This is a genomic window from Porphyrobacter sp. HT-58-2 (assembly GCF_002952215.1).
Taxonomy (GTDB): Bacteria; Pseudomonadota; Alphaproteobacteria; order Sphingomonadales; family Sphingomonadaceae; genus Erythrobacter.
Genome location: NZ_CP022600.1, coordinates 2,790,785 through 2,817,745 on the forward strand (window position 1 = coordinate 2,790,785; position 26,961 = coordinate 2,817,745).

Annotated in this window: 27 protein-coding genes; 12 read left to right on the top strand and 15 right to left on the bottom strand. The window is 63.5% G+C overall.

Features of this window, described 5'->3' with window-relative positions; all coding sequences use genetic code 11:
* The first annotated feature begins 106 nt into the window (after positions 1–106).
* The 3 genes from CHX26_RS13165 (at position 107) to CHX26_RS13175 (ending at position 5,510) form a co-directional block, all read left to right on the top strand.
* Positions 107–1,114 carry a sterol desaturase family protein gene (locus CHX26_RS13165; protein WP_104942762.1) on the top strand — a complete coding sequence of 336 codons (1,008 nt, stop codon included), beginning with the start codon at positions 107–109 and terminating at the stop codon, positions 1,112–1,114.
* Entirely contained in the window at positions 1,111–1,842 is a 732-nt protein-coding gene (locus tag CHX26_RS13170; RefSeq protein WP_199797835.1) for a hypothetical protein, read from the top strand. Before CHX26_RS13165 ends, CHX26_RS13170 begins: the two co-directional genes overlap by 4 nt.
* Positions 1,843–2,153: 311 nt before the next feature.
* Positions 2,154–5,510, top strand: a complete 3,357-nt coding sequence (locus CHX26_RS13175; RefSeq protein WP_172449842.1) for a TonB-dependent receptor domain-containing protein — start codon at positions 2,154–2,156, stop codon at positions 5,508–5,510.
* Between the two features lie 42 nt (positions 5,511–5,552).
* Here CHX26_RS13175 and CHX26_RS13180 read toward each other — a convergent pair whose 3' ends face one another.
* From CHX26_RS13180 to CHX26_RS13190, 3 genes are read right to left on the bottom strand one after another with little or no spacing between them, the layout of a single operon-like run.
* Positions 5,553–6,245 (bottom strand): DsbA family oxidoreductase, encoded by a 693-nt coding sequence (locus tag CHX26_RS13180; protein WP_104942764.1) that lies wholly within the window; start codon positions 6,243–6,245, stop codon positions 5,553–5,555.
* Entirely contained in the window at positions 6,242–7,135 is an 894-nt protein-coding gene (gene nudC, locus CHX26_RS13185; RefSeq protein ID WP_104942765.1) for an NAD(+) diphosphatase, read from the bottom strand. The genes CHX26_RS13180 and nudC overlap by 4 nt, the downstream gene beginning before the upstream one ends.
* On the bottom strand, positions 7,135–8,523 hold the full coding sequence (locus CHX26_RS13190; protein ID WP_335682304.1) for a serine hydrolase domain-containing protein: 1,389 nt from the start codon (positions 8,521–8,523) through the stop codon (positions 7,135–7,137). The genes nudC and CHX26_RS13190 overlap by 1 nt, the downstream gene beginning before the upstream one ends.
* Positions 8,524–8,574: 51 nt before the next feature.
* On the opposite strand from CHX26_RS13190, the gene CHX26_RS13195 reads away from it, so the two are divergent.
* Complete coding sequence (locus CHX26_RS13195; protein WP_104942766.1) at positions 8,575–8,796, top strand: hypothetical protein; 222 nt, start codon at positions 8,575–8,577, stop codon at positions 8,794–8,796.
* Here the strand turns inward: CHX26_RS13195 and CHX26_RS13200 are convergent.
* Positions 8,793–9,848, bottom strand: coding sequence for an A/G-specific adenine glycosylase (locus tag CHX26_RS13200; RefSeq protein WP_104942767.1), 1,056 nt, complete (start codon positions 9,846–9,848; stop codon positions 8,793–8,795). The two genes, CHX26_RS13195 and CHX26_RS13200, sit on opposite strands and share 4 nt — an antisense overlap.
* Before the next feature lie 14 nt (positions 9,849–9,862).
* Here CHX26_RS13200 and CHX26_RS13205 point away from each other — a divergent pair, with 14 nt between their 5' ends.
* The 4 genes from CHX26_RS13205 to CHX26_RS13220 all read left to right on the top strand — a co-directional run bounded on the left by CHX26_RS13205 (position 9,863) and on the right by CHX26_RS13220 (position 15,511).
* Entirely contained in the window at positions 9,863–10,453 is a 591-nt protein-coding gene (locus CHX26_RS13205) for a DUF721 domain-containing protein (RefSeq protein ID WP_104942768.1), read from the top strand.
* Between the two features lie 17 nt (positions 10,454–10,470).
* Positions 10,471–11,211, top strand: coding sequence for a DsbA family protein (locus tag CHX26_RS13210; RefSeq protein WP_104942769.1), 741 nt, complete (start codon positions 10,471–10,473; stop codon positions 11,209–11,211).
* A gap of 97 nt (positions 11,212–11,308) precedes the next feature.
* The gene (locus tag CHX26_RS13215) at positions 11,309–12,058 is read left to right on the top strand and encodes a thioredoxin domain-containing protein (RefSeq protein WP_104942770.1); all 750 of its coding nucleotides are present in this window, start codon (positions 11,309–11,311) and stop codon (positions 12,056–12,058) included.
* A gap of 30 nt (positions 12,059–12,088) precedes the next feature.
* Positions 12,089–15,511, top strand: a complete 3,423-nt coding sequence (locus CHX26_RS13220) for a chromosome segregation SMC family protein (protein ID WP_104942771.1) — start codon at positions 12,089–12,091, stop codon at positions 15,509–15,511.
* A 3-nt stretch (positions 15,512–15,514) separates the two neighbouring features.
* On the opposite strand, the gene CHX26_RS13225 is transcribed toward CHX26_RS13220, so the two are convergent.
* From CHX26_RS13225 to rpmF, 5 genes are all read right to left on the bottom strand, one after another.
* Positions 15,515–15,946, bottom strand: a complete 432-nt coding sequence (locus tag CHX26_RS13225; protein ID WP_104942772.1) for a MerR family transcriptional regulator — start codon at positions 15,944–15,946, stop codon at positions 15,515–15,517.
* A gap of 19 nt (positions 15,947–15,965) precedes the next feature.
* Positions 15,966–16,265, bottom strand: a complete 300-nt coding sequence (locus CHX26_RS13230) for an integration host factor subunit alpha (RefSeq protein ID WP_172449843.1) — start codon at positions 16,263–16,265, stop codon at positions 15,966–15,968.
* 139 nt (positions 16,266–16,404) lie between these two features.
* Positions 16,405–17,370, bottom strand: coding sequence for a beta-ketoacyl-ACP synthase III (locus tag CHX26_RS13235; RefSeq protein ID WP_104943433.1), 966 nt, complete (start codon positions 17,368–17,370; stop codon positions 16,405–16,407).
* 11 nt (positions 17,371–17,381) lie between these two features.
* Positions 17,382–18,470 (bottom strand): phosphate acyltransferase PlsX, encoded by a 1,089-nt coding sequence (gene plsX, locus CHX26_RS13240; RefSeq protein WP_104943434.1) that lies wholly within the window; start codon positions 18,468–18,470, stop codon positions 17,382–17,384.
* Between the two features lie 38 nt (positions 18,471–18,508).
* Entirely contained in the window at positions 18,509–18,685 is a 177-nt protein-coding gene (rpmF, locus tag CHX26_RS13245) for a 50S ribosomal protein L32 (RefSeq protein ID WP_086736123.1), read from the bottom strand.
* Positions 18,686–18,923: 238 nt separating this feature from the next.
* Here rpmF and CHX26_RS13250 point away from each other — a divergent pair, with 238 nt between their 5' ends.
* Positions 18,924–19,319, top strand: coding sequence for an MAPEG family protein (locus CHX26_RS13250; RefSeq protein WP_104943435.1), 396 nt, complete (start codon positions 18,924–18,926; stop codon positions 19,317–19,319).
* A 125-nt stretch (positions 19,320–19,444) separates the two neighbouring features.
* Here CHX26_RS13250 and CHX26_RS13255 read toward each other — a convergent pair whose 3' ends face one another.
* The 3 genes from CHX26_RS13255 to CHX26_RS13265 are packed head-to-tail and all read right to left on the bottom strand — an operon-like array spanning position 19,445 to position 21,140.
* Positions 19,445–20,110 (bottom strand): MBL fold metallo-hydrolase, encoded by a 666-nt coding sequence (locus CHX26_RS13255; RefSeq protein WP_104942773.1) that lies wholly within the window; start codon positions 20,108–20,110, stop codon positions 19,445–19,447.
* 46 nt (positions 20,111–20,156) lie between these two features.
* Positions 20,157–20,450: a hypothetical protein gene (locus CHX26_RS13260; protein ID WP_104942774.1), complete on the bottom strand. Its 294-nt coding sequence runs from the start codon at positions 20,448–20,450 to the stop codon at positions 20,157–20,159.
* Between the two features lie 9 nt (positions 20,451–20,459).
* On the bottom strand, positions 20,460–21,140 hold the full coding sequence (locus tag CHX26_RS13265) for a S24 family peptidase (RefSeq protein ID WP_104942775.1): 681 nt from the start codon (positions 21,138–21,140) through the stop codon (positions 20,460–20,462).
* Positions 21,141–21,232: 92 nt separating this feature from the next.
* On the opposite strand from CHX26_RS13265, the gene CHX26_RS13270 reads away from it, so the two are divergent.
* On the top strand, positions 21,233–22,111 hold the full coding sequence (locus CHX26_RS13270; RefSeq protein WP_104942776.1) for an IS1595 family transposase: 879 nt from the start codon (positions 21,233–21,235) through the stop codon (positions 22,109–22,111).
* A gap of 62 nt (positions 22,112–22,173) precedes the next feature.
* Here CHX26_RS13270 and CHX26_RS13275 read toward each other — a convergent pair whose 3' ends face one another.
* A complete protein-coding gene (locus CHX26_RS13275) occupies positions 22,174–22,620 on the bottom strand; it encodes a hypothetical protein (RefSeq protein ID WP_104942777.1) in 447 nt (148 codons plus the stop codon).
* 369 nt (positions 22,621–22,989) lie between these two features.
* Between CHX26_RS13275 and CHX26_RS13280 the strand changes: the two genes are divergently transcribed.
* Together CHX26_RS13280 and CHX26_RS13285 are read left to right on the top strand one after the other, a co-directional pair.
* A complete protein-coding gene (locus tag CHX26_RS13280) occupies positions 22,990–23,193 on the top strand; it encodes a hypothetical protein (protein ID WP_104942778.1) in 204 nt (67 codons plus the stop codon).
* Positions 23,190–23,600, top strand: a complete 411-nt coding sequence (locus CHX26_RS13285) for a hypothetical protein (protein ID WP_104942779.1) — start codon at positions 23,190–23,192, stop codon at positions 23,598–23,600. Before CHX26_RS13280 ends, CHX26_RS13285 begins: the two co-directional genes overlap by 4 nt.
* A 102-nt stretch (positions 23,601–23,702) precedes the next feature.
* Here CHX26_RS13285 and CHX26_RS13290 read toward each other — a convergent pair whose 3' ends face one another.
* Together CHX26_RS13290 and CHX26_RS13295 are read right to left on the bottom strand one after the other, a co-directional pair.
* Positions 23,703–25,139 (bottom strand): aldehyde dehydrogenase family protein, encoded by a 1,437-nt coding sequence (locus CHX26_RS13290; RefSeq protein WP_104942780.1) that lies wholly within the window; start codon positions 25,137–25,139, stop codon positions 23,703–23,705.
* Positions 25,140–25,180: 41 nt separating this feature from the next.
* The gene (locus tag CHX26_RS13295) at positions 25,181–26,863 is read right to left on the bottom strand and encodes an acetolactate synthase large subunit (protein WP_104942781.1); all 1,683 of its coding nucleotides are present in this window, start codon (positions 26,861–26,863) and stop codon (positions 25,181–25,183) included.
* Positions 26,864–26,961: the final 98 nt, after the last annotated feature.

A 26,961-nucleotide genomic window follows, 5' to 3' on the forward strand; every position in this document is an offset into this window, starting at 1 on the left:
GACACTTACCCAAACCCGGCAGCTTGCCATGGGTAGCAGCGTGGATCGGAGACCGAGGTTGCGCAGCCAGTGCAACCAGTGACAAACGTCTGATCGGAGTGAGTAAATGGCCGGAGTACGGGTTGGAAATCGGATCATCGGGGCAGATTCCCCCGTTACGGTCGGATGGGAGAACATCGGCCGGGTGGAAGGCGGCCCGATCAAGCAGTTTGTCTTCACCTGGTTCCAGCCGGCCGTCCTGTTCGGCCTGATCGCCTTCTGGTATTACGCCCCCAACGAATGGGCGCTTGCCTCGATCGGGATTGCGATCGGCCTCGGTTTCAAGGTGCTGCTGCTGGGCCTCGAATGGGTCAATCCGCGGTATCGCAGCTGGCAGCTGACCTGGAAGGAATTCGCCACCGACGTCTTCTATGTCGGGATGGGCTACACGCTGCTGCGGATCGTTGACGCCTATATCGGCGACGGGGTGATGATCGAGGCTGTTCAGAACGCCTTCGATTGGGAAAAGGTCTCGTGGTTCACAGGCCTCCCGCTGCTCGTTCAGGCCATCCTGATTTCGATGATTTTCGATTTTGGCCAATACTGGATGCATCGCGGGATGCACAACTGGTATCCGCTGTGGCTGACCCACGCGCCGCACCACTACATCACCCAGCTCAACATCAACAAAGGCGCGGTCGGAAACCCGGTCGAACTGTTCCTGATCGGTTTGGGGATTGGCGGGTTCTTCGATTTCCTGCCCCGCGCGGCCCTGCTGGCGGGCGCGATCGGCATGGCGGTGGGAACCTATCAGCACATCAATGTGCGCTTCAACACCCCGCGCTGGTGGAGGTTCATCTTCAACACCACCGAGCATCATTCGGTTCACCATTCGCAGGACTACGAAGCAACCCGCAGCAATTACGCCAGCACCTGGATCATCTGGGATCGCATTTTCGGCACCTGCGTCGATGGAGAGGCCGAACTCCTGGGCATGGAGGGCGGTCGCCGCATGGATATCGCCGAAACCATGGTGTTCCCCTTCACTGAGGGTTACAAGACCTTCAAGGCATGGTTGCGCGGGCGGTTACAGACACCCGAGACTGCCGAGCCGCAGGCGGAGCCGGCCGAGTGAGCCGCGCCCCGGCCGGGCAGAGCGCGCTGCGTACGGGCATTGACCTGCCCTATATCGACCGCATCTGGCGCGCGTCCGGCGAGGTCGCAATCGACGAAGCCTTGACCCCTGAAGAGGCTTTCCAGCGGCTTGATCCGCTATTCCAGACCCCCGGCACGCGCTATGCCGTCGAAGGCAATACGCTCGCTTATGCCAAGCACAATCCTGCCGCGCAGGACAAGCTGGCCACTTTCACCAGCGGGACTCTGCGGGTGGAACGGGGTCATGACGGAAAGTCGCGGCTGCTGTTCCATGTAAGGAGCAACGCGCTGCTGCTATGCTTCCTTGCGCCCCTGCTGTTTCTGGGTTTCGCGCAACTGATGGTTACCATCAACGCATGGGAAAAGGCGGACGCTGCGGCGGTTCAGTCAGCCGAGAAAAAGGTCGCAGACAAGCCGAAGGTCAAGCACGAACTCCACCCGATCGACAAGCTGCTCGGCGCGCCGGAGCCGGAAGATCCGGAAAAGAAGAAGGAAAAGGCGAAGGACAAGAAGAAGGAGAAGTTCGATCCGACCGGCGCCTATGTGCTCGCGGGGCTGTTCTTCCTCATCTATCTTGTCGGTCGCATGTTGGAGCCGTGGCTCCTCAAGCGCACCTTGCGTGCAGCCTTGTTGGGCAGGCTCGACGACACGCAAACACAGACCAACCGACGCGATAGTGGTTCGGTCGCGCAACCGGAGGCCTGCTGAGGCCTAGCCGCGCGCCTCTGCGTCGTCGCACACCATTGCAGATTATTCCAAGCTGATAGCAGAAATCAGCAAGTCTATATTATTTATAGAATATATCTGACTATGTAATAATATCACGCATCAGGCCATTTTACCTCGTTTTCATAAGTCAAATGGCCCATAGCGGATTATTACTCAAACCCACATTAGTATGAATATTGCACTGCGCGCGTGGGGAATCGTGCGGGCAATTGCATGAACCTGCGCGCCGAACGATGCAGGTCAGGCCGCCAAAGGGGAGGATAATAATAACCCAGCTATCGGGGGCAAAGATGAACATTGCAAAGAACGCGCTGATCCGTCGCACTCTCCTTTCCACCACGCTCCTGACCGGGATCGCGCTCGCTGCGCCGGCCATGGCCACCGAGGACCTCACAGCCGAGGTCCTGGCCGAGGATGCAGCCGCTGATGCCGCAGCTGAGGCCCCTGAAGATGGCCCGATTGTGGTCACCGGCTCGCGCCTTCGCCGTGATTCGAACCTCGATTCACCTTCGCCGGTTGTCAGCATCACCGCCGAAAGTTTCCGCGGCGAACAGGAAGTCGCCGATGCGCTGCGCACCATTCCGGCGCTGTCAGCCTCCGTCAGCTCCGCCCAGTCAGTGGCGCCGGGCGAAGTCGGGTCGGGCGGCGCGGTGGGCGCGGCAACGCTCAACCTGCGCGCTCTGGGTGCGGAACGCACGCTGGTGCTGGTCAACGGCCGCCGCCACGTCGCGGGTGTTGCCGAGACTTCGGTTGTCGACATTAATTCCATTCCCTCGGCTCTGATCAAGGAGGTTGAAGTCCTCACCGGCGGCGCCTCGGCGGTCTATGGGGCCGACGCAGTGACGGGTGTGGTCAACTTCATCCTCGACCGCGAATTCGACGGGCTCGAAGTCGGCCTTAACGGCAGCATCTCCGATCGTGGCGATGGCGAGAGTTTCGATGGCTACGTAAAGTTCGGCAAGAACTTTGCCGACGGGCGCGGCAACATCACGCTGGTAGGCGATTATGCCTATGACAAGGGTATTCGCTTCGGTGATCGCGCACAGTTCCGCGACGGCAATCTGGCGACCAACGGGCCAAACCCGGACCTGCGTTTCCAGCGCGGCGATCTCGGCACAAATACGCCCAATTTCAGCAACTTCTTCAGCCTTGCCAACGGCCGTTTTCCCTATGGTTTCGTGATCCCTACCCCGGGCAGCTCGCGTTACAACCAGATCTTCCCGACGGGGACCACGCCGACGACCGCCGAACAGGCACTGATCGACCGTGCGCTCGCCGCGCCGACCCGCGCCATCGGCCCGCAATACCAGTTCAACATCACCTCGGCCGGCGGGGTGATCATCCCGGCGAACTTCGCCGATCCCTTCTCCGACATCGACGGCAACGGGCGGAGCGACTGCACCGAGAGCTTCACCGGCTTCAACGGCCTGTTCGACTATGCGGGCTTTGGTGCGCTGGGTGGATGCTGGATCGCAACCGGCAATGGGATCGACGTGATTACCGACGACGGCCTCATCGCCAGCAACTTCAACTCCTTCGGCGGTCAGGCCGTTATCTTCGACAATAACGGCTTCCTCATTCCTCAGACCGAGCGTGGCGGCTTCAACGTGCTGGCCGATTACGACATCAGCGACAAGGTGAACGCCTATTTCGAAGGCAAGTATTTCCGCCAGGAAACCACCTTCGGCACCAATCAGAACTCGTTTTACGACCTTCTGACAATCGCGCCTGACAACCCCTTCATCCCGGACGTGCTGCGGCCGATTTCCGATGCCGCAGGTGGCCTATTCATCACCCGCGACCCGACCGACCTCGGCCCCAATATCGACACCAACATCTCCGAGACCTTCCGCTTTGTGGGCGGGTTCAAGGGTGATCTGACCGACGAGATCGCATTCGACCTGTCGGCCAACTGGGGGCGTTACGACCTCAAGTCGATCAACCGCAACAACGTGCTTTACGACCGGTTCCTCGCGGCAATCGACGTGACGAGCGATGCACAGGGCAACCCGGTATGCCGCAGCGAGCTTGATCCGACCGTACGTTCGCCCTCGACCCCGTTCGGTATCCCGACCGGCGAGTTCGGCTATCTCACCTTCGTGCCGGGCCAGGGCCAGTGCAAACCTGCCAACCTGTTCGGGGTGGGTTCGATCAGCCAGGAGGCGGTCGATTTCATGACCGTCACCACCACAAACACCTTCCGGACCGAACTGTTCGAGATTCATGGCCTTGTCAGCGGCGACACCTCGGCCTTCTTCAACCTGCCCTATGACAGCATCCAATTTGCGCTGGGTGCCGAATATCGCCACGAAAAGAGCAATTCGGTCTTCGATCCGCTGGTACGCGGCATCCTGCCGGTCACCACGGTCGACGGCACGGCAGGGCAGTTCGTGGGCGATGCGCCGGGCTTTGACGGCAACGGCTTCTCGCAGACCTCGCTTGCTACCCCGCCCGACGGGTTCTTCCAGAATTCGGGCGGCAGCTACAGTGTCGTCGATATCTTCGGTGAAATCGGCACGACGCTGGTCGAAGGCGTGCCCTTTGTCGAGGAGCTGCGACTTGAACTTGCCGGACGCTATTCGGACTACAGCACGGTTGGCGGGGTGTTCACCTACGCCATCAACGGCTTCTGGGCGCCGATCGAGGACGTGCGCTTCCGCGGCACCTATTCGCGTGCAGTGCGCGCGCCGAACATTTCGGAACTGTTTGCCCCTCCGCAGGCTGCATTCTTCCGGCCTTTCGATCCGTGCGATCAGACCGAAATCGACCGGTTGAGCGCGGCGGGCGATCCCAACGTCACCAACCGTATCGCCAACTGCCGTGCGGACGGCATTCCCGAAGGCTTCTCGGACCCGCTCAGCGCCCGCTTTGCCGGGACCATCGCCGGCAATCCCGACCTGCGCGAGGAAACTGCCGATACCTACACTGTCGGTGTGGTGCTGCAGCCGCGCTTCATCCCCGGCCTTGCGATCACGGCGGATTACTACAACATCCGGATCGACGACGCGATCAGCACCATCGCCGCACAGGATGTGGTCGACAACTGCTATGACAGCACCAACTTCCCCAATGATTTCTGCAACAGCTTCACCCGCAACCGGGATGCAGCCTCGGCGCAGTTTCTTGGCTTCAACTCGCTCAACCTGACGACCATCAATTTCGTTCGTATCGAGACAGCCGGGCTGGATGCCTCGGTTTCGTACAGGACGACCATCGGCCAGCATCGCCTGGGGCTTTCGGCCACGGCCTCGTGGACCGACAAGATCGACTTCTTCTTCGATCCGACCGATCTTACCCGGATCGATCCCGAGCTGGGCGAAATCCAGCGTCCGGAATGGTCAGGCCGCGCGACAGCGACCTACGGGATCGGCGATTTCAATCTGAACTACACAGTCACCTATCTCGACGGGATGGCGCTGCGCGGGGTGGAAATCGAAACGATCGACGCTCAGTTCGGCCCGGCGGGGCTGGTGGACGAGACCTGGACGCACAATATCGGCGCGTCCTACACCTTTACCAACCTCGGGCTGGAAGTGTTCGGCGGGATCAACAACCTGTCGGACGTGAAGCCTTTCATCACTGAGCGTGCCTATCCGGTCAGCCCCATCGGGCGGTCGTTCTTCCTTGGACTGCGCTGGACGATGTAGGAACGCTCGCCAGCGCGTTTCCGGAAGAGCCGGGGGGCCTTGTCAGGCTTCCCGGCTTTTCTGTGCCACCCGCCTGAGCGCGTTGACATAGACCTCTGGGGACTGTGCGCCGGGGATGAGGTACTTGCCGGAAACGATCATCGCCGGGACTCCGGTGATATTGAGATCCCACGCCTGCTGTTCCTCGGCGATCACCCGCGCCTCGAGTGCGGGATCGTCAAGCGCCGCCTTGGCCGCCTCACGGTGCAGGCCGACCGAGGCCGCGATATCCAGCAACACCGCCCGCTCGCCCAGCCGCTCACGCCGGTTGAAGTGCGCGCTGAACAGCGCCAGCTTCAGCCGCGTCTGCACCTCGGGGCCAGCCTGTTCGAGCGCGAAGGCGAGCAGCTTGTGGCAATCGCGCGTGTTCCACATCATCGCCGGCGGGGCTTCGCCCTCTCCTTCCCACGACAACGAGACCCCCGCCCCTTCCGCAATCGTCTTCATCTGCCCGCGAAGCCGCGCGCCCTCTTCCGCCGGGCGGCCATATTTACGCTGCAGATGCGCCTCCTGCTCCTCACCCTCAGGCGGCATCTGCGGGTTCAGTTCGAACGGGCGCCAGCGGATCTCCGCCGTGATCTCTCCATCAAGCTCGGCCAGCGCCTTCTGCAATTGTCCATAACCGATCAGGCACCACGGACACATGACATCGGAGTAGATGTCGATGGTCAGGCTCCGGGGGCTCTGGGCGTTCATCGGTCCAGCCACCAACTGACCAGATGATGCGCAATGGCGAAGGGACGCGGGAAATAGAGCAGGTCAGTGCCATGCTCGCCCGCCGCGCGGGCCTCTTCCAGCTCGGCACGGGTGAACCAGCGCGCATCTTCCAGTTCAGTCTTGTCGATGGTGAGTTCGGGATCGTCGGCCACGCTGGTGCAGCCGATCATCAGCTGGCTCGGGAAAGGCCAAGGCTGGCTGGCGATGTAGCGCACATCACGCACACGCACGCCAGCCTCTTCGTGAATTTCGCGCGCGACCGCTTCCTCGATCGTCTCGCCCGGCTCCACGAAGCCTGCGAGCGCGGAATACATCCGCGGCGGGAAACGGGGCTGACGACCGAGCAGCAGCCGGTCTTCATGTTCCACCAGCATGATGGTCACCGGATCGGTGCGGGGAAAGTGATCAGTGCCGCAAGCCTCGCAATGCCGCTGCCAGCCGCCCTTCACCAGCTTGGTCGGGGCGCCGCAATTGGCGCAGAAGCGATGCCGCGCGTGCCAATCGATGAGGCTCCTCGCCCCGCCATAGATCGCCAGATCCTCCGGCTGGAGCATCTGCATCACCTGCCATGCGCGCGGCATGGCGGGGCCGCCGGAACCTTCGGCGGGAACCGGAGCAAAATGCGCCTTGTCATCGAGCATGCCGAGGAACACCAGCTCCGCATCGGGCGCCACATCGGCGATGGTGTGCCACAACAGGCGCCCCTGATCGTCGAATTCGGGCAGCAAGCCATCAAGGTTCATCACCCGCGCCCGCCAGTTCATCAGGTTCCCGAGCGCGGCCTGATCGACCCGGATATGATCCGCCCGGTCAAGCGGCGAACCGGCAAAGGCCATCAGCGGAGCCGCAGAGGAAGCTGGCGCGTGCATCAGGCGGCCTGCTTCTTTTTCGCACGCATCATCGCCATGTCGGCTTCCATCGCGGCCATGAATTCGTCGCGGATCGGATAGGCTTCCGCCGGCATGTACTGGGTGAACAGACAGCTGCGCAGGCCGAGGTCGAAATCGACCGCCGCCAGCGTTCCAGCCGCCCCGCCCCAACCGAACTGTGCGCCCTTGGAACGCCCGCCCGCGCCGTGGCCCTCGCCTTCAACCCAGCTGCCAGTGAGATCGACCGTCGCCGGGACAAGGTTCGAAGTTCCGACCCGCACCGCTTCCTCGCTCATGACGAACTTGCCGTCGAGCCGGCCATAGCCCAGCAACATCCTGAGGAAGCGGTCGTAATCCTTCGGACTCGACACCAGCCCGCCGCCGCCGGCGGGGACTTCGGGCGGATCGAGATAGATCGAATTCGCCCCCGGATCGATCGGGAAAGGCACACCGCCGACGATGCCGTAATTATCGGTCAACCGGTGCGCCTCGCTCGCTGGAACCTGCATCCACGTGCTGGTCATGCCGCAGGGATCGAATATCCGCTGCTTGAGAAAGGCCTCGAACTCCATCCCGCTCGCCACCTCGATCACACGCCCAAGCAGATCAATCGAGCAGGAATAGCTCCACTTCGTCGCAGGCTGATACATCAGCGGCAGCCCGGCAAGGCGGTCAGCCCATTCTGCAAGGCCCGGCGCAGGGGTGACCGGCTCGATCCCGGGGATCGGCATGCGGCTCACCCGCCCGCCGACCAGACCCTGTTCGTTATAGGCCTTCTGCAGCGGCCCCTTGCTAATGATCTGATAGCCCAGCCCCGACGTGTGGGTCAGCAGTTGGCGAATGGTGATCGGGCGGATCGCCGGGACAGTCTCCTCAAGCGGACCTTCGGGGTCGATCAGCACCTGCATATCGCGGAAGGCGGGCAGAATCTCGGCGACTGGCTGATCGAGGCCGAGCTTGCCTTCGTCGATCAGGATCATCGTCGCCATGCCGGTAATCGGCTTCGACATCGAATAGATGCGGAACAGGGAATTTTCGTCCACCGGCGTCGGCTTGGCGAGCGAGAGCGTGCCGCCGCCCACCGTGTGGGCGTGATCTTCCTGCCCCCAGCCGAAAGTCATGTAGAGGTTGGCGAGCTTGCGGGTGCCGACGTATTTCTGCGCCAGTGCGGCAACTGCGGGCCAATTCTCCGAAACATCATGGGCAAGCAATTGGCGGCCAAACGGCAAGCCAGCGAGCGCCGCGCCGCCCGCGAAAAGCGCGCTTTGCCGGAACAGGTCGCGGCGCGAGACAACGGGCGAAACAAAGCTGGTGTTGGTCATCGGGGCAGAATCTCCGGATCGGGTGCGCGGCCCTGTCTGCGGCAGGGCGCGGCGCGGGTCAATCATGCGGTCGGAAGGTCGCTTGCAATCGAAAGGTGCCTTATCCATATAAGACACATGCTGAACATCCTTGCCTATATCGTCGGCCTTGTCAGCCTGGTGATCGTCCTTCCCGCGCAGATCCCGCTTTTGGGCTGGGCCAACTGGCTTGCCCTGCCGCTGATCGTGACAGGAATCATTCTGGGGGCGCTGTCATCGAAGGATGGCGGGCGCAATTTCTGCCTCGTGGTGCTGCTGATCGCAGCCGTGCGGCTGATGCTGGGCGGCGGGGTGTTCTAAGCCTCGGCCAGAGCCAGCCCGGCCGCCTTGGCGAACAGGGTCGCAAGCCCTGCTTCACCAATCTGTGCGACCGGCCACCATTGCCCTTCGCCCCGCGGCTGATCCCGGGTGTCCATCGCCAGCACCTGCAAGGTCAGGCTTGCGTGGGTGAAGCCATGGCGCACAGCGCCGACACTGCGCCATGCCCCTGCCAGCGGCGGTTTGCCAGAGCCATCGACCCGCGCGCTCCAGCCATCATCGGGCAAGGCGCGCATGCCGCCGAGCATCCCGGTGCCGGGCCGGGTGACAAGCCAGACCTCGGTACCGTGGCTGCGGGTGATCCAAAACGCCGTGCCGCTGCGTTCGGGTACCTGCTTTTTCGGCGGCTTGACCGGCAGGCTCTCAGGCGCGCCCTGCCTGCGGCCTTCGCAGAGCTCTGACAGCGGACACAGAAGGCAGCGCGGGACCTTGCTGGTGCAGATGTGACTGCCCAGATCCATCAGACCCTGGGCAAAGTCCCCCGCCCTTGCATCGGGCGTGATCCGATCGGCGGCGGCGCGGATCGCCTTCCTCGCCTTGGGGAGCGGTTCACGGATCGCAAACAGCCGTGCGACCACACGTTCGACATTGGCATCGACCACCACCGCGCGCCGTCCAAAGGCAATCGCGGCAATCGCGGCGGCGGTGTAATCGCCAAGGCCGGGCAGCGCGCGCAGCTCTGCCTCGGTTGAGGGAAACCCGCCCCGCTCAGCCACAGCGCGCGCACATTTCACCAGATTGCGGGCCCGCGAATAATAGCCCAGTCCCGCCCATGCCGCCATGACAGCGTCATCGCTCGCAGCGGCCAGCGCCTCGACATCGGGCCATGTCTGCGTGAACTTCTCGAAATACGGCTTCACCGCTGACACTGTGGTCTGCTGCAACATCACCTCGGACAGCCACACCCGATAAGGCCAGGCCGGATCATCAGGGAGCGGTTCGCCCGGCGGCAGACGCCAGGGCAGATCGCGGGCGTTAGCATCATACCAGGCAAGCAGGCGCTCGGCGATGGTGGCGGAGATACTGGCAGTCACGCGCTGCCTATGGCATGGTAGCCAGACCTATGGGAAGCGACAAGAAATCACCCCCGGCCAAGGACGGCAAGTCCCCGGCCTCAAACAGCAAAGCGGGAGGCCAGCAAGGCCGTCCCTATTCCCGCCCGCGCGGGCAAGGCGCGCGGGCGATCGGCGATCTCATGCCCGAAATCGGCCGCACCGCGTTCCGCCGCTTCGGCTTTGTGCAATCCTCGGTCGTGACCCGCTGGCCAGAGATTGTCGGCCCCACCCATGCCCGCGTGTGCAGCCCAGAAGCGATCCGCTTTCCCCCCGGCGAAAAGGCCGAAGGCATTCTGCAACTGGTGGTGATACCGGCCCATGCACCGCTGATCACACAGGTCATCCCCGAGATCATCGAGCGGGTGAACCGGTTCTTCGGTTACCGCGCCGTCGCCAAGGTCAAGCTGCGCCACGGTGCTGTCACTCCTCCTGCGAGCGACGGCAGACCCGCCCAGCCCCCACCATCATTGAAGCCGATCCCGCTGGAACTGGGCGACAGCTTGCGCGATATCGGCGATCCGGAACTGCGCACTGTTCTCGAATCGCTCGCCCGCAGCATCTCGAACAGCGAAAAGCCGTCCTGACAGGAACCCCGACCGCGATGAACAAGCCTCTCTTTCTTGCCGCCGCCGCCACCGCACTGGCCCTTGCGGGCGGCTCTGCCACCGCGCAACAGGATCTGTCCCGCCCGGGCAGCGCCTTTGCCCCGCAGGACAATCCAGGAAACTGGCAGACTACCATTGCCCGCACCGAACGCGGGCATCTGATCGGCAATCCGGATGCGGGCACGCGGCTGATCGAGTTCATCAGCTACACCTGCCCGCATTGCGCGGATTTCACCGCCCGCGGCGAACCGGCGCTGGAGATCGTGCTGCTGATGCCGGGCAAGATCAGCCTCGAAGTGCGCCCCGTCATCCGCAACGGGCTCGATCTTACGGTTTCCATGCTGGCCCAATGCGGCGATCCGGCCGGGTTCAAGGGCCGCCATCAAGCACTGATGCTGAGCCAGGCAGACTGGCTCGGCAAGGCGCAAAACGCGCCCGAGAGCCAGATTAAGATCTGGCTTCGCGGCGACAAGGCCGGGCGCATGAATGCCGCCAACGCGCTGGGACTGACAGCGATGCTGGTCAAGCGCGGGCAATCCCAGGCCGAGCTTGATGCCTGCGTGTCGAACGATGCTGCGGCCAAGAAACTGCTCGCCAACGACACCGCCGATCACGATGAATTCGCCATCCCCGGCACGCCCAGCTTCGCACTCGACGGTAAGCTGCTGGCCGATGTCTACAGCTGGGAGGCGCTCTATCCGGTGCTCTCGGCGCGCTTTGCCGAACCGGCGGGCTGATCCACCTGTTCACAGGCCTGCGCTGCACCCTTGCTGAAGGGTAGCAGCGGGGGCTATCCTCTTTCCCGCGTCATTCTGCCTGAGGATTTCCCATCTCATGACTGTCTCCCGCCTGCTTTCACTCCCCCTGCTTGCCCTTGCCCCGCTGATGCTGGCCGCGTGTGATGATGCCGCGACCACCGATGGCGCGGTTGCCGCAGGCGATCCGATCCCGGCCATTGCCGCGCCGGCTGGCACGAACTGGGCGGATACGGTAACGGTAACGCCGGAGGGCGGTTACAAGATCGGCAATCCCGATGCGCCGCTCAAGCTGGTTGAATATGCCTCCCACACCTGCGGCGCCTGCGCGAATTTTGCCAAGACCGGCAAGCCGGTGATCAAGCAGAAATATGTTCCCACCGGCGTCGTCAGCTTCGAACAGCGCGAAGTCTTCCTCAATCCCTATGACGTGGTGATCGCGGGGCTGACCCAGTGCGGGGCAAAGGAACAGATGCAGCCGCTTTCGGACGAGGTGTGGCAGAACCTCGATCAGGTCTTCACCGGGCTTCAGGGCAATCCGGCCGCGGTTGAGGCTGCAGGGCAGCTTCCCATCAACCAGCGCTTTGCGGTCATGGCCGAAGTCACCGGCCTGCTCGAATTCTTCGCCGCGCGCGGTCTCAGCGCGGATCAGGGCCGCGCCTGTCTGAGCGATGCGGCCCGGATCGAAGCGCTGGTGAAGAACACCGAAACCATGTCGAAGCAGGACCGCATCACCGGAACGCCGACCTTCTTCCTCAATGGCCAGCGCATGGATGGTACGGCCTGGGAACTGATCGAGGCTCAACTCCAGCGCGCCGGCGCGCGCTGAGGCTGACAGGCGGGGCGCCCCGGCAATCCGATGCAGATCCACCGGCTCAAGCTCAGCGGGTTCAAGAGCTTTGTCGAACCAGCCGAACTGCGCATCGAGCCGGGCCTGACCGGGGTTGTCGGCCCCAATGGCTGCGGCAAATCCAACCTGCTCGAAGCGATCCGCTGGGTCATGGGGGAAACCTCGGCCAAGTCGATGCGATCGGGCGGGATGGAGGACGTGATCTTCGCGGGCACCTCGACACGGCCCCCGCGCGACTTTGCCGAGGTGGTGCTCCACGCCAGCGATGATGCGGGCGATGAACTCGTCGTCACCCGCCGGATCGAACGTGGCGCGGGCAGCGCGTACCGAGTCAACGGTCGCGATGTGCGTGCCAAGGATGTCGCGCTGACCTTTGCCGATGCCGCGACCGGCGCGCATTCGCCCGCGCTGGTCAGTCAGGGCAAGATCGCGCAGGTTATCGCCGCGCGCCCCGCGGAACGCCGCGCCATGCTGGAAGAAGCCGCCGGGATCGCGGGCCTGCACGTCCGCCGCAAGGATGCCGAAAGCAAGCTGCGCGGGGCAGAGGCGAACCTTGCGCGGCTGGAAGACCTTATGGCCGGGCTCGACGCTCAGATCGCCTCCCTGAAACGGCAGGCCAAACAGGCCGAACGCTACACCGAACTCACGAACCGGATACAGGCCGCCGAAGCCCGCCTGCTGTTCGCCCGCTGGCGGGAAGCGGCAGCAGCTGCCAAGGCCGCGCGCGCGGCGGCAGAGGCGGCCAATGCCGCCGTCGCTGAAGCGCAGGGCAAGGTCGAAGTGGCGCAGCGCGAGCAAGCCGAAGCCGCCCAAAGCCTCGCTGAAGCGCGCGACGAACTGGCTGATCGCCGCGATGATGCCAGTGCTCACGGACATCGTATGGCCGCGCTTGCCGAGAAGCTCGAAGCCGCCGAGACCCGGCTTGCCGATCTCGCGCGTCAGCGGCAGCGGCTGGAAGAAGACCGATCGGACGCCGACCGGCTGACCAATGCCGCGGTCGAGGCGCTGGCGCGGCTTACGGATGAACTCGCGGCCAGCCGGGAAAAACTCGCAGAAGCCGAAGCTGCCCGTCCGGTGCTTGCGGAGAGGTGCGAGGACAAGGAACGCGCCAGCCGTGCCGCGGAGCTGGCGCTGGCGAAGGCGACCGCTGATCAGGCCGGGGTCGAGGCCGAATGGCGGGTGGCGGAAGCCGCAGTTGAACAGGCCGAAGCCCGGCTCGCCCGGATCGAGGCCGAAGCCGCGCGCATCGCTCGCGCGCGGGCCGATCTTGCCGCAAGCGGCGATCCCGAGGCCGACGTGATCGCAGCGCGCGCCGCAGCCGATGATGCGGCTGCCGACCTCGCCCGACTGCGGGCCAAGCTCGCCGAAGATCAGGCACACAAGGGCGAATTGCAGGCGGCGCGCGATGAAGCCGCCACCACGCTGGCTGCCGCCCGGGCTGAGCTGGCCGGGGTCGAGCGCGAACACACCGCCCTTGCCCGCGATCGCGAGGCGCGTGCCAGGCGCGAGGCCGGGAGGCAAGGCATGGCAACCCCGCTTGACCGGGTGAGCGTCGCGCCTGGGTATGAACGCGCACTCGCTGCGGTGCTGGGGCGCGATGGCAAATCGCCGTTGGGCGCGCCACAGGGGACGCCGGATGGGCGGTTCTGGGCGGGGGCGACGGCACCCAAGCCCGTAATCGACAGCCTGCTCGGGCGCCTTTCCCAATGCCCCGATGAACTGCGCGCCCGCCTCGCCCTGGTGCATTGCGTCGATGAGGATGATGGCCGCGCACTGGCCCCCGGCGAATGGCTGGTGACCCGCGCCGGACACCTGCGCCGCTGGGATGGCTTTCTTGCCCGCGGTGAGGGCGCGGCTGAGGCCGCCCAACTCGAAGCGGCCAACCGCTTTGCCGAGCTTGAAGCCGCCCTCCCTCCCCTGCGGACTGCCGCTGAAACCGCCGAGGCTGCGGACAGGACGGTGCGTGAGGAACTTGCTGCGCTGCAGACCGGTCTTGTCGCACAGGAACGCGGGATTGCAGGCGCGATCGAGGCTGAGCGTCAGGCGCTGCGGCGGCTTGATCAGGCCGAAGCTGCCAGAGAACGCATCGCAGCGCGCCTTGCAGAGCTTGCCGCCAACGCCTCTGACATCAACACCCAGATCGCTGCTGCCGCCGCAGAAGTCGACACCGCCCGCGCCGCACGCGAACGCCTTCCTGCCCGCGATGCCGGACGCGCGGCGCTCGAAGCCGCGCAGGCCCGCAACGAAATCGCTCGCGCTGCCGTGCAAGCCGCGCTTGCTGAACTGGCCGCACAGGATCAGGCGCTTGCCGCGTTGCGTGAACGGCTGGCAGGGCAGCAGGCCGATCACGCAGGATGGCAGGCACGCTCATCGGATGCCGAGCGGCGGATGGCCGAGACCACAAGGCGGCTTGCCGAAATTGCCGAGGAACACGCTGTCCACGCCGCCAAACCTGCCGCGCTGACCGCTGAAATCGAGGCTGGCGAAGAAGCCCGCGCGCGCTTTGCCGCCGAACTTGCCGCAGCCGAGGCAGCCATGCGCGAAGCCGAAGCGCGCAGCCGCAGCGCTGATGCCGCTCTGGCGCAGGTCACAGAGACCCTCGCGCAGGCCCGCGAGAGCCGCGCAAGCCTCGCAGCGCGTGCCGAGAATGAAGAACTGCGCCGCGCGGAAATGGCCCGCATTTCGGGCGAACGCTTCCAATGCCCCCCGCCGCTGCTGGGCGAACGCTTCGGCTTCGACGAGAATGACCTGGCTCCGGCCGCCGAGGAATCGGTCGAACTGGAAAAACTCACCGCCGCGCGCGAACGCATCGGCCCGGTCAACCTTGTCGCCGCCGATGAACTCGCCCGGATCGAGGGGGAGCACGGCAACAGCGCCGCCGAACAGGCCGAACTGGTCGAAGCCATCGCCCGGTTGCGCGGTTCGATCGGCAGTTTGAACCGCGAGGGCCGCGAACGCCTTCGCGCCGCGTTCGAGGCGGTCGACGGCCATTTCCGGGTATTGTTCACGCGGCTGTTCGAAGGCGGGCAGGCGCATCTGGCCTTGGTAGACAGCGACGATCCGCTGGAGGCCGGCCTCGAAATCTACGCCCAGCCGCCCGGCAAGCGACTGCAATCGCTGTCGCTGTTGTCAGGGGGCGAGCAGGCGTTGACAGCGACCGCGCTGATCTTTGCGCTGTTCCTCACCAATCCCGCCCCGATTTGCGTGCTCGACGAAGTCGACGCGCCGCTCGACGATGCCAATGTCGAACGCTTCTGCGACCTGCTCGAATCGATGGTCGCGACCACCACAACCCGCTACCTGATTGTCACCCACAACGCGGTGACGATGAGCCGGATGCACCGGTTGTTCGGGGTGACCATGGCGGAAAAAGGTGTGTCGCGCCTCGTCAGCGTCGATCTGGGAGAGGCCGCGCTGCTGGCAGCCGAATAACGCCTAGACCTCGAGCGCTGCCGCCAGCTTCGCGCGGACAGTCTTCAGCCCGGCGATGATTTCGACCATGTCCGGCCCCTCGGAAACGACCAGCCGCACGCCTGGCGCTGCATCCTGATTGGCATCGGCACGACGATCTCCGCTGCGGCGATCATCCTTGCGGCGGTCGAGATCGGACTTGGACGCCGCACGCAGTACGGCCTCGGCCCCCTTGAGGGTATAGCCTTCGCGGTTCACCAACCGGTCGATCGTCTCGACCATGGCGACATCGGCAGGGCGGTAATAGCGTCTCCCGCCGCTACGCTTCATCGGTTTGAGCAGAGGAAACTGCTGCTCCCAGTAACGCAGGACATGGGGGCGGATTCCGAGCGCTTCGCTGACTTCGCCGATGGTGCGCAGCGCACCTTCGTCCTTGCCGTCATCGAACGCAGTCATCACTCCGACCCCCTGCCTTTCACCCCTTGGCAATCCGTTCCTTGAGCAATTGGCTTGCCCGGAACGTCATCACCCGGCGCGGCGTGATCGGCACCTCAACCCCGGTCTTGGGATTGCGACCGATCCGTTCGTTCTTGTCCCGCAGCACGAAGCTGCCGAATCCGGAAATCTTGACGTTCTCTCCCCGGGCCAAGGCGTCACTCATCTTCGTGAGGATCGACTCGACCAGATCGAGCGACTCGGCACGGCTGAAGCCCATCTTGCGATTGATGGTTTCCGCCAGATCGGCGCGAGTCAAAGTGCCAATCGAACGCATCATGCGTACTCTCCTTCGCGGCGCGACCCGAAAGAAGATCATCTGCTTACGGTTTTTTCGCGCCTTTGCAAAGCGATGCTGCGTGGAATGTTGTGTTTTCAGCAATAGTGTTAGCGAATAAGGCAGATCCGCAACCGCGCGATCACATGCGGATCAGGCTGGCACCCCAGGTAAAACCGCCGCCCATCGCCTCCAGCATCACTAGATCGCCTGCCTTTATGCGTCCGTCCTTGCGCGCGGTATCGAGCGCGAGCGGCACCGACGCCGCCGAAGTGTTGGCATGATTCTGCACCGTCACGACGACCTTTTCAGGCGCAATACCGAGCTTCCTTGCGGTCGCATCGAGGATCCGGGCATTGGCCTGATGCGGCACGACCCAATCGAGATCTTCAGGCGTTACGCCTGTATCTTCAAGCACTTCCTTCAGGACATCGGCGAGGTTGACGACCGCGTGGCGGAACACCTCCTGACCGCGCATCCGCACATGGCCGACGGTCTGTGTGGTCGAAGGCCCGCCATCGACATAGAGCAGATCGTGCTGCGCACCATCGGCATGCAGCCGCGTGCCGAGGATGCCCTGACCGGCGCTGTCGTCCGACGGCGCTTCGAGCACCACCGCCCCGGCCCCGTCACCGAACAGAACGCAGGTTGTGCGGTCTTCCCAATCAAGGATGCGGCTGAAGGTTTCCGCGCCGATAACCAACGCGCGTTTGGCCATGCCGGTCTTCAGCATCGAGTCGGCAACACTCAGGGCATAAAGAAAGCCCGAGCATACCGCCGCGACATCGAATGCAATGCCGCCATTGCAGCCCAGCGCGTGCTGCACCTTGGTGGCGGTGGCGGGAAAGGTGTTGTCGGGCGTCGCTGTGGCAAGCACGATCAGCCCGATACTGGCCGCATCAACCCCTGCATCCGCCAGTGCCGCCCGCGCCGCGGCGGTGGCGAGCGTGGCGGTGGTTTCGTCATCTCCGGCGATGTGCCGCTGTCGGATACCGGTGCGCGCCGCGATCCATTCATCCGACGTGTCGACCCGCTCGGCCAGCTCCGCATTGGTCACGACCCGGCGCGGCAGGGCCGAACCTGTGCCAAGAACACGTGAGCCGCTCACCTTGCCCTGGCTCACTGGGTTGCCTCGCCGTCCTTCGCCGCTGGCCGCGTGCGACCATTGCGGGTCAGCGCGCCTTCGCCCAGCCGCGACAGATCATCGGCGATCCGCTCTGTCAGCTTGTTTTCGAGCAGCCGCGCTGTCACCGCCACTGCGTGCGCCACACCCTTGGCCGTCGCGCTGCCGTGGCTTTTGACGACCACCCCATTGAGGCCGAGGAACACCGCGCCATTGTGGTTGTTGGGATCGAGATGGTGCTTCAACAGCTCGGTCGCCGGGCGCGAGACCAGAAAGCCGATCTTCGAACGCAGCGAGGACGTGAAGGCCTGACGCAGCAGGTCGGTCACGAAACGCGCCGACCCTTCGATCGCCTTGAGCGCAATATTGCCGGAAAAGCCGTCGGTCACGACCACATGGGTCTCGCCCCGGTTGATCTTGTCGCTTTCCACAAAGCCATCAAATTGCAGCGCGAGGCCACCGTCGGCAGAAGCAGCGGTGAGCATCGCGGCGGCATCGCGCAATGCCTCGGTGCCCTTGATTTCCTCGGTGCCGATATTGAGCAGCCGCACCACCGGCTTGTCGAAGCCGTTGACGATGCGCGAATAGGCCGCACCCATCACCGCGAATTGCACGAGATTGCGGGCATCAGCTTCGGTGTTGGCACCCAGATCAAGCATCACCACGTCATGCGCCTGCAAGGTCGGCATGATCGCCGCGAGCGCCGGGCGGTCGATCCCCGGCATGGTGCGCAGCGCAAGCTTGCTCATCGCCATCAGCGCGCCGGTATTGCCCGCGCTGACGGCAGCACCGGCCTCACCGGTCTTCACGGCGTTGACGGCGAGGCCCATCGAGGTTGTCTTGGCGCGGCGGATCGCCTTGCTGGGCAGTTCATCCCCACCCACTACGTCATCGCAATGCAGGATTTCCGAGGCGGCGCGCAGGTTCGGATGGTTCTCCAGCGCGGCTTCGATCCGCGCCCCATCACCAACCAGCAGGAACTTGAACTTGTCGTGATCCCGGCGGGCAAGAGCCGCGCCTTCGACCATCACGCGCACGCCTTCATCACCGCCCATCGCATCAACAGCGATACGCGGCAGGCTCATGGTGCTCATCTCCGGTCTATCGTCGGGGCCAGCGGCAATCAGCCGACGGCGACAACCTGACGCCCGTTATAGTGGCCGCAGTGGCCGCAGATATTGTGCGGGCGCTTCAGCTCGCCGCAGTTCGGGCATTCGTGAAACGCCTCGACCTTGAGGGCATCGTGCGAACGACGCATGCCGCGACGGGAAGGCGATACTTTTCTCTTGGGGACAGCCATGGCGGCACCAATTCCTCAAATAACTTGCGTGTAGCGCCACCGCCTGTTGCTGACGGCGCCTGTGATTCTCGAAGGCCGCCCTTACGGCAAGGAACGAGCGCGCACAAGCAGCAAGCGGGTGCGCGCATTCCTTGGCCAGCAGTGGCGGGAAGCCGCGCGCTATAGCGGAAAAATCGCACGTTGCAACCCGCGTGGCCGCGCCCTAGCACGGCGTCGCAAACTTCGAGGGGATCTCACCATGACCGCGCTGACTGTAACGCTTGCTGCTGCTGCGGCGGCTGCCTTGCTCAACATCTGGCTGTCGATCCGCATCGGCGCGGTGCGCCGCGCGCTGTCGATCAGCGTGGGTGACGGCGGCAACGAAAGCCTTCAGCGCCGGATGCGCGCGCAGGCAAACTTCGTCGAGAACACGCCCTTCGTGCTTGTACTCATCGCGGCGCTGGAACTGGCGGACGCAGGCGACGGGTGGCTAGCCTATGTCGCGGCGGCCTACATGATCGGCCGGGTGTTGCACGGCTTCGGCATGGACGGCGGCAACTGGGGCTGGGGCCGGATGATCGGCACACTGGTGACGATGCTGGTTCTGCTGGGTCTCGCCGTGGTGGCGGCGCTGGTGGCAGCGGGGGTGATGTAGTCCACTCAAAGTGTGGCGCTGATCGGCCCGCCAAAGAGCGGGCCGCAAGCGCGACCGCGCGCCCGCAGTGACGCGGCCGTCAGGCCGTGTGAGCGAGGATGCCGCACGCCGGACGGCGTGCGAAATCAAGAAAGCGCGTAATCGCTCACGAAAGCATTGGTCTTGCGCTCTCGCCCGAAGGTGCTGGTGGGGCCGTGGCCGGGGATGAACATCACGTCTTCGCCGAGCGGCCAGAGGCGCTGGGTGATGCTATCGATCAAATCCTGATGATTGCCGCGCGGAAAATCGGTGCGGCCGATAGAGCCCTGAAACAGCACGTCCCCGACGATCGCGAAGCGGCTCGGCGCGTGGTAGAATACCACGTGGCCCGGCGTGTGGCCGGGGCAGTGGATCACGTCCAAGGTGAGTTCCCCCACCGTCACCGTGTCGCCGTGCTTCAGCCAACGGGTCGGCGTAAAGCTCTTGGCGACCATCCCCCAGCGCGGGCCGTCATCGTCCAATTGGTCGATCCAGAAGCGGTCATCCTCGTGCGGGCCTTCGATGGGCAGGCCCAACTCGTCCGCCAGCATCCCGGTCTGCCCGCAATGGTCGAGATGCCCGTGGGTGACGAGCAGCTTTTCGAGCGTGACGCCCGCCTTGGCGACGGCCTCCTTGAGCTTGTCGAGATCCCCGCCCGGATCGACCAGCGCGCCTTTCATGGTCTTGGTGCACCAGATCAGCGAGCAGTTCTGTTGCAGCGGCGTCACAGGAATGATCGCGGCGCGCATGGGGAGTGTGGGTTGGTCGGTCATGTAAGCGGGACTGCGCATTTTGTCGGCGATACGCAACCGCGATTTTTCAGGATTGGCGCAGCACTGGCTCTTCCCATGGGCCAACGTCCAACTCGATGTCGAGCGGCTCTGTCGGAACGAGGTCGGCCCTTGAGTTCAGCTTTGCCTGCAATCCAGCGACAGCATCCTCTCGACGGGAATAGATGCCTGATGGCGGATAGTCATTCATCCAATAGCCGCCACATTCTTCGTCCGGCTCGTTGAAAGTCTCGGTCGCGAACTGGAACAGGCCATCAGGACGAACGAAAAGACGCCCCCGCCGGTTGCCTACCATCAATAATTCGGTCGCTGTGGCGATCATGGCGGTAGGCTAAACCCGCCCCCCCTTCCACACAACCCGGCCGATGATCTCGACCTCATCCGCCGCCACCTCGACCGGCGGGTAGGCGAGGTTCTGCGACAATAGCGCCACCCGCCCTGCCCCGGCGCTGGCAACGCGCTTCACCATCAGCGTGTCGCCGAGGCGTACCACGTGGATGCCGTCGCGGAACGGGCGGGGGCTGCGGTCGACGAGGATCTCGTCGCCGTCGTTCAGCAGCGGCTCCATCGAATCCCCCTCGACCCGGATCGCCGATAGCTGCGCGCGTTCCAGCCCCTGTTCGGCCAGCCAGCGGCGCGAGAAGCGGAAGGTGTCGAACGCCCCCTCACCGCCTGCCACCCGCCCCGGCCCGGCTGACGCACCGAGATCGAGCCGAGGCACCTCGACCCACTCGCCCGCGTCGCGGCGCTTAGGGGTACTTTCGTAGGAATTTTCCTGCGCCTCTCGCAACTCCTCCTCGCCCACCCCGAAAAACCGGGCGAGCTTGGCGCGGTCCTGTTCCTCCAGCTTGCGCGGGCTTCCTTTGCGAATGAATTGCTGGAGATAGGTCGGATTGCGCCCAAGCAATTCGGACAGGGCGGCAAGGCTAACCCCCCTCCCCTGCGACAATTCCAGCAGGCGGGCGCGTGGGCCTTGTAGGGCTTGGGTGGGATTTTGCGGAGGATAAGACATGGAAACATCCTACGCGAAGGATTTTTCCTAGACAAGTAGGAAATGGCTATTATCCCCTTGCGACACGTAGGGCTTTGTGGCATACAATCCCTATGACGCAGAAAGCCCCCACCCTTCGCCAGTTTCAAGACCGCTTCCCCACGGAAGAAAGCTGCCTTGAGCATCTCAAACTGGTGCGCTTTGGCGAGCGTCACGAATGCGAGAAGTGCGGCAAGTCGGCCAAGTTCTACCGCATCGCCAAGCGCCGTTCCTACGGTTGCGAGTATTGCGGGCATCAGATTTACCCGACCGCCGGAACGCCGTTCCACGCGACCCGCACCAGCCTGCGCGACTGGTTCTTTGTCATGTTCCTGTTTTGCTCAAAGCGTAACGGCGTTGCCGCCAAGGAAGTCGAGCGCCAGATCGGTGTGACCTACAAAACCGCTTGGAGAATGTGCCACGAAATTCGCAAGTATATGGCTGTCGTGGACGGTGACGAGCCTATGGGTGGGCCGTTCAAGGTCGTGGAGGTCGATGAGACTTTCATCGGCGGCTATGACAAGGGCGGCTTCGGCGGCAAGGGCAAGACCATTGTTATGGGGATGCAGGAGCGCGATGGCCGCATCACCACGCGCATTGTGCCGGATCGCAAGACCGTCTCGCTAGTCCCGCACATTCTCGACCACGTGAAGCCGCACACTACGGTCAACACTGATGAACTGCATGGCTACCGCGAAATCGCCATGTGGAACAACTATCGACACAAGACCGTGAACCACTCGAAGGGCGAGTATGTGAACCCTAGGACCGGCGCGACCGTGAACGGGATCGAAGGTTTTTGGGCGCAACTTAAGCGGTCAATCAACGGCACTCACATTCATGTCAGCCAGAAGCATCTTTCGAAGTATCTGGGCGAATTTGAGTTCCGTCACAACCGTCGCCACCGTCCTGCGACGATGCTGACTGAGTTGCTTGTTTCTTTCCCGCGCTAGGGGCTTGGCCATGGGCCATGGCGTCTAAGAGGCGGTCAAAGCGGGATTGTGTGGTATCCACGTTACTCCCACCTCCCTTCCAGCTTTGCCAAAATATCTTCAAGTTTAATAAGGGCTTCTTCAGCTTCGGATTTAGCCCTTCTTATTTCATCAGCAGCGTGGAACCCTATTCCGCTTTCACCCTGCATTCCCTTGATAGTTTCTTCAAAGCGTTTGCTCAACTCCGCGTGAAGCTTCTCCGCCTTACCGACCGTCTCATGTTGGTTAAAGTACAACTGATCAGCGTGCGTTATGGCTAAGGATGCTTGCTTTTCAGCAGCTTCTACCTTGCCGCGCATTTCCTCAATCGCCTCAGTGAGTAAATCACGTTGCATTTTCAGCGACTGCTCTAAGGCTGCTACACGGCCCTCAATCGCGGAGAGGTCGCGCGATTTAGCAAGCCCGTGGCTTCGAGCCTTTCGCTCGCCGATGGCAAAAAACACAAGGCCGATGGCAAAGCTGAGGGCCATGAACCACGCTGGCGGATTTACTAAAAAGCCAATCACTGGACCACTCCCGCACTCTCGCGGAGACCTGCCAGAAATGGCGCAAGCGGTATCCACCTCTCCCAGTCGCGCAAAGATGAACGCCACAACAAACTGAGAGAAGGAAAAGACGGACACGAGGTAAGGCCATGTCCGCGATAGGAAACTGCGTTCTTGCTGCATGGTCCGCCCATAGCATTGCGCCAGACTATGCGGGAGTCCTTGACACTAACTAGCATGATTACGTGCTCCTAGGGGATAATAGCCTAGGAAATGTTTTGAAACAAATCAGGAACATCGGGCGAATCGCTCGGTGATCGCCAACCCAGCCAGCAACTTCAGGGACGCAAAACCATGCTGCTTCGGACCATCGAAACCTTCCTCAGGGCGCATGCCATGCCCGCCACCAAGTTCGGGCGCCTCGCCGCCCATGACCCGCGCTTCGTGCTCGATCTGCGCATGGGCCGCACCCCGCGCCCCGAGACCGAGCTGCGCACCCGTGCGTGGATGCAGGGCTATGCCGACTGCGCCGCCGCCGAGCAGAAGGAGGCTGCATGATGCTGACGGAAAGCCTGCGCGACCCCTTCGCCCACATTTTCGCCGATCTTGACACCATCGAGATCAAATCGCTGCACGCCGCCTTGCGCCCGCGCAGAACCCTTGCCGACCGGGTTCGCGCCGCGGTGCTGGGCCTGACCGGCGGGGCCGGTACGGTGCTGGCGCATGAGGAGAAGGCCTGGGCCTCGATCACCTTCGCGGGCACCCGTCACGAGGTGGTAATGGAGTTCTGCGGCGCCGATGCGGTGGTCGCGGGAGAGGAATTGATCGAGCGCCTGCCCGATCATGAATTCACCCTCCCCGGCCAGCTGGTCGCCGATGCCACCATCACCAAGGTAGACCACCGCTTCGGCGCGATGGAGCGACTGGAGGTGACGGCGGTATTGTTGTTGCTGGAGGAGGGGTGATTTGAGAACCCCGCCTCCCCGGCTCTTGAGCCGGGGTCCCGCCACTTCCTCGCCGCAGCAAAGAAGCGGGGTCCCGGGTCAAGCCCGGGAAGGCGATGCCCTTTAAGTCCTGCGAATGACCAAATTCCGGATTTCGCTCATGTCCTCCATCGCGAAGCGGATGCCCTCGCGGCCCAGGCCTGAATCCTTCACCCCGCCATAGGGCATATTGTCCACCCGGTAGCTCGGCACGTCATTGATCACCACGCCGCCGACATCGAGCCGATCCCAGGCGTCGAACATCTGGAACAGGTCGCGCGTGAAGATGCCCGCTTGCAGGCCGAACTTGGAGTTGTTGACCTCCTCCAGCGCGGCGTCGAAATCATCGAAGCGTTGCAGGATCGCCAGCGGCCCGAAGGCTTCCTCGTTCTTCGCCTTGGCATCCTCAGGCACGCCTTCGAGCAGGGTTGCCTCCAGCATATTGCCGCGCGTCAGGCCCCCGCCGCACAAGAGGGTCGCGCCTGCTGCTACGGCGTCGTCGATCCAGCCCTTCAGCCGCTTTGCCTCGCCGTCGGAAATCATCGGGCCGATGAAGGTTTCGCGGTCCTTGGGGTCGCCCGCGATCAGTTTTCCCGCGCGTTCGACCAGCATCGCCTTGAAGGTGTCATACACATTGGCGTGGATCAGGATGCGCTGCACCCCGATGCAGGACTGGCCCGACTGGTAGAACGCCCCGAAGATCACCCGCTCGAGCGCGTCGGCAAGGTCCGCGTCCTTGTCGATGATGACGGCGGCATTGCCGCCGAGCTCCAGCACGACCTTCTTCTTGCCCGCCTTGGCCTTCAAGTCCCAGCCCACCCCCGGCGAGCCGGTGAAGGAGAGCAGCTTCAGCCGCTCGTCCTCGGTGAACAGGTCCGCGCCGTCGCGGCTGGCGGGGAGGATGCTGAAGGCACCCTCGGGCAGCACGTCGCATTCGGCCAGCACTTCGCCCATGATGATCGCACCCAAGGGCGTCTTGGAGGCAGGCTTCATCACGAAGGGGCAGCCGACCGCGATAGCCGGCGCGATCTTGTGCGCGGCGAGGTTCAGCGGGAAGTTGAACGGGCTGATGAAGCTGCACGGCCCGATCGGCACGCGCTTCCACATCCCCATGTAACCCTTGGCGCGCGGGGAAATGTCGAGCGGCTGGACTTCCCCGTAGTTCCGCACCGCTTCCTCTGCGGCGATGCGGAAGGTGTCGATCAGGCGCGTGACTTCGCCCTCGGCATCCTTGATCGGCTTGCCCGCCTCGACGCACAGGGCAAAGCTGAGTTCGTCGAAGCGTTCCCTGAACCGCCGGACGCAATGCATCAGTACGTCCTGCTTTTCGTAAGAAGCCAGCCGCGCCATCGGCTCGGCGGCGCGTACGGCCCCGGCGATGCCTTCCTCGATGATGTCCGGCGTCGCCAGCGCGGTGCGAAACGCGACCTCGCCGGTATATTTGTCGGTCACCGCAAGATCGGTGTTGGGCTGCACCGCCTTGTTGTTGAGGTAGAGCGGGTAGGTGTCTTTCAATTTCATCGGGCGTCCTTCCCCCTCCCGCCAGCGGGAGGGAAGCGAGATTACAGCTCCTTCGACAACCGCTTGATGTCGATGTTCAGGATCTGGTCGTTCTCGGTATAGTCGACCGGGCAATCGATCAGATGCACCCCCGGCGTATCGCGGCAATGAGCGAGCAGATCGGTGAGGTGCTCGGACGAGGTCACCCTATGCCCGATCGCGCCGTAGCTTTCGGCATAGGCGACGAAATCGGGATTGCCGTAGGTCAGGCCGAAATCCTTGAAGCCCATGTTGGCCTGCTTCCAGCGGATCATCCCGTAGGCATCGTCGCGCAGGATCAGCACGGTGAGGTTGAGGCCCAATCGCACCGCGGTCTCCATTTCCTGCGAGTTCATCATGAAGCCGCCGTCGCCGCAGATCGCCATCACCTTGCGATCGGGGTAAAGCATCGCGCTCATCATCGCGCTCGGGAGACCTGCGCCCATCGTCGCCAGCGCATTATCCAGCAGCACGGTATTCGGCAGGTAGGCGGTGTAGCCCCTCGCAAACCAGATCTTGTAGACCCCGTTGTCGAGGCAGATGATCCCGTCTTCGGGCATCGCGCCGCGCACCTGCGCCACCAGATGCGGCGGGAAGATCGGGAAGCGGGTATCGGCGGCGAGCGGTGCGGTGTGAGCAACCTCTGCTGCGCGATATTCGAGCATCCGCTTGAAATCCCAGCGCCCTTGCGGGACGATGTCTTCCTTGATCTGGTAGATCGCGTTGGCGATGTCGCCGATCACTTCGATATGCGGGAAATAGACCGGATCGACCTCGGCGGTCTTGGTCGAGACGTGGATCACCACCGGCGGGCTGTCCGATCCGACCGCGCCCTCACCATCGTTCTTCATGAAGAAAGGCGGCTTTTCGATCACGTCGTGACCGATATTGACGATGCAGTCCGCGTCCTCGATCGCGCGGTGGACGAAGTCTCCGGCAGACAGCGCCGCACAGCCCAGAAACAGCGGGTGGCGTTCATCGACCACGCCCTTGCCCATCTGGGTGGTGACAAAGGGAATGCCGGTCTTGTCGATGAACTGGCGGAGCATCCGCCCGGTCATCTTGCGGTTCGCGCCTGCGCCGATCACGAGAATCGGCTTCTTCGCCCCCTCAAGTGCCAGCACCGCCTGCCGCACCGCCTTGGCCTCTGCCGAAGGGCGTCGGGCAAGGCTGGGCGCGAGCGGCCTGCTGCTGGTGTGTTCCTCGGCAATATCCTCGGGGAATTCGAGATGCACCGCGCCGGGCTTTTCCTCCTCGGCCAGGCGGATCGCCTCACGCACGCGGCTGGGAATGTTGTCGGCGCTCGCCAGCTGGTGGGCGTATTTGGTGATCGGGCTCATCATCGCCACCACTTCGAGGATCTGGAAGCGGCCCTGCTTCGATTTCTTGATCGGCTTCTGCCCGGTGATCGCCAGTGTCGGCATCCCGCCCAATTGCGAATAGGCGACCGCGGTTACCATGTTGGTCGCGCCGGGGCCGAGCGTTGCCAGAAACACCCCGGTCTTGCCGGTGTGGCGGCCATAGGTTGCGGCCATAAAGCCCGCGCCCTGTTCATGACGGGTGAGGATCAGCTTGATCTTTGTCGAGTGTGACAGGCTTTCGAGGAAATCGAGGTTCTCCTCCCCCGGTACGCCGAAGATATACTCGACGCCCTCGGCTTCGAGGCATTCGATGAACAGGTCCGATGCCTTTTTGGTGTCGCTCATGATGATTTCCCCCCAAGATGCACTGCGAGAGGCGAAGGCCTCCGGCGATCCGCCCCCTTGCGGATAGCCAAGCAGTGTGACCCCTCCATGATGGAGCG

Bases quoted from the DNA above. Each gene is read 5' to 3' on its own strand.
- CHX26_RS13165 (WP_104942762.1), top strand. From the start codon at position 107: ATGGCCGGAGTACGGGTTGGAAATCGGATCATCGGGGCAGATTCCCCC.
- CHX26_RS13175 (WP_172449842.1), top strand. From the start codon at position 2,154: ATGAACATTGCAAAGAACGCGCTGATCCGTCGCACTCTCCTTTCCACC.
- CHX26_RS13180 (WP_104942764.1), bottom strand. From the start codon at position 6,245: ATGAACGCCCAGAGCCCCCGGAGCCTGACCATCGACATCTACTCCGAT.
- nudC (WP_104942765.1), bottom strand. From the start codon at position 7,135: ATGCACGCGCCAGCTTCCTCTGCGGCTCCGCTGATGGCCTTTGCCGGT.
- CHX26_RS13190 (WP_335682304.1), bottom strand. From the start codon at position 8,523: ATGATTGACCCGCGCCGCGCCCTGCCGCAGACAGGGCCGCGCACCCGA.
- CHX26_RS13195 (WP_104942766.1), top strand. From the start codon at position 8,575: ATGCTGAACATCCTTGCCTATATCGTCGGCCTTGTCAGCCTGGTGATC.
- CHX26_RS13205 (WP_104942768.1), top strand. From the start codon at position 9,863: ATGGTAGCCAGACCTATGGGAAGCGACAAGAAATCACCCCCGGCCAAG.
- CHX26_RS13210 (WP_104942769.1), top strand. From the start codon at position 10,471: ATGAACAAGCCTCTCTTTCTTGCCGCCGCCGCCACCGCACTGGCCCTT.
- CHX26_RS13215 (WP_104942770.1), top strand. From the start codon at position 11,309: ATGACTGTCTCCCGCCTGCTTTCACTCCCCCTGCTTGCCCTTGCCCCG.
- CHX26_RS13220 (WP_104942771.1), top strand. From the start codon at position 12,089: ATGCAGATCCACCGGCTCAAGCTCAGCGGGTTCAAGAGCTTTGTCGAA.
- CHX26_RS13225 (WP_104942772.1), bottom strand. From the start codon at position 15,946: ATGACTGCGTTCGATGACGGCAAGGACGAAGGTGCGCTGCGCACCATC.
- CHX26_RS13230 (WP_172449843.1), bottom strand. From the start codon at position 16,265: ATGATGCGTTCGATTGGCACTTTGACTCGCGCCGATCTGGCGGAAACC.
- plsX (WP_104943434.1), bottom strand. From the start codon at position 18,470: ATGAGCCTGCCGCGTATCGCTGTTGATGCGATGGGCGGTGATGAAGGC.
- rpmF (WP_086736123.1), bottom strand. From the start codon at position 18,685: ATGGCTGTCCCCAAGAGAAAAGTATCGCCTTCCCGTCGCGGCATGCGT.
- CHX26_RS13250 (WP_104943435.1), top strand. From the start codon at position 18,924: ATGACCGCGCTGACTGTAACGCTTGCTGCTGCTGCGGCGGCTGCCTTG.
- CHX26_RS13255 (WP_104942773.1), bottom strand. From the start codon at position 20,110: ATGACCGACCAACCCACACTCCCCATGCGCGCCGCGATCATTCCTGTG.
- CHX26_RS13260 (WP_104942774.1), bottom strand. From the start codon at position 20,450: ATGATCGCCACAGCGACCGAATTATTGATGGTAGGCAACCGGCGGGGG.
- CHX26_RS13265 (WP_104942775.1), bottom strand. From the start codon at position 21,140: ATGTCTTATCCTCCGCAAAATCCCACCCAAGCCCTACAAGGCCCACGC.
- CHX26_RS13270 (WP_104942776.1), top strand. From the start codon at position 21,233: ATGACGCAGAAAGCCCCCACCCTTCGCCAGTTTCAAGACCGCTTCCCC.
- CHX26_RS13275 (WP_104942777.1), bottom strand. From the start codon at position 22,620: ATGGCCCTCAGCTTTGCCATCGGCCTTGTGTTTTTTGCCATCGGCGAG.
- CHX26_RS13280 (WP_104942778.1), top strand. From the start codon at position 22,990: ATGCTGCTTCGGACCATCGAAACCTTCCTCAGGGCGCATGCCATGCCC.
- CHX26_RS13285 (WP_104942779.1), top strand. From the start codon at position 23,190: ATGATGCTGACGGAAAGCCTGCGCGACCCCTTCGCCCACATTTTCGCC.
- CHX26_RS13290 (WP_104942780.1), bottom strand. From the start codon at position 25,139: ATGAAATTGAAAGACACCTACCCGCTCTACCTCAACAACAAGGCGGTG.
- CHX26_RS13295 (WP_104942781.1), bottom strand. From the start codon at position 26,863: ATGAGCGACACCAAAAAGGCATCGGACCTGTTCATCGAATGCCTCGAA.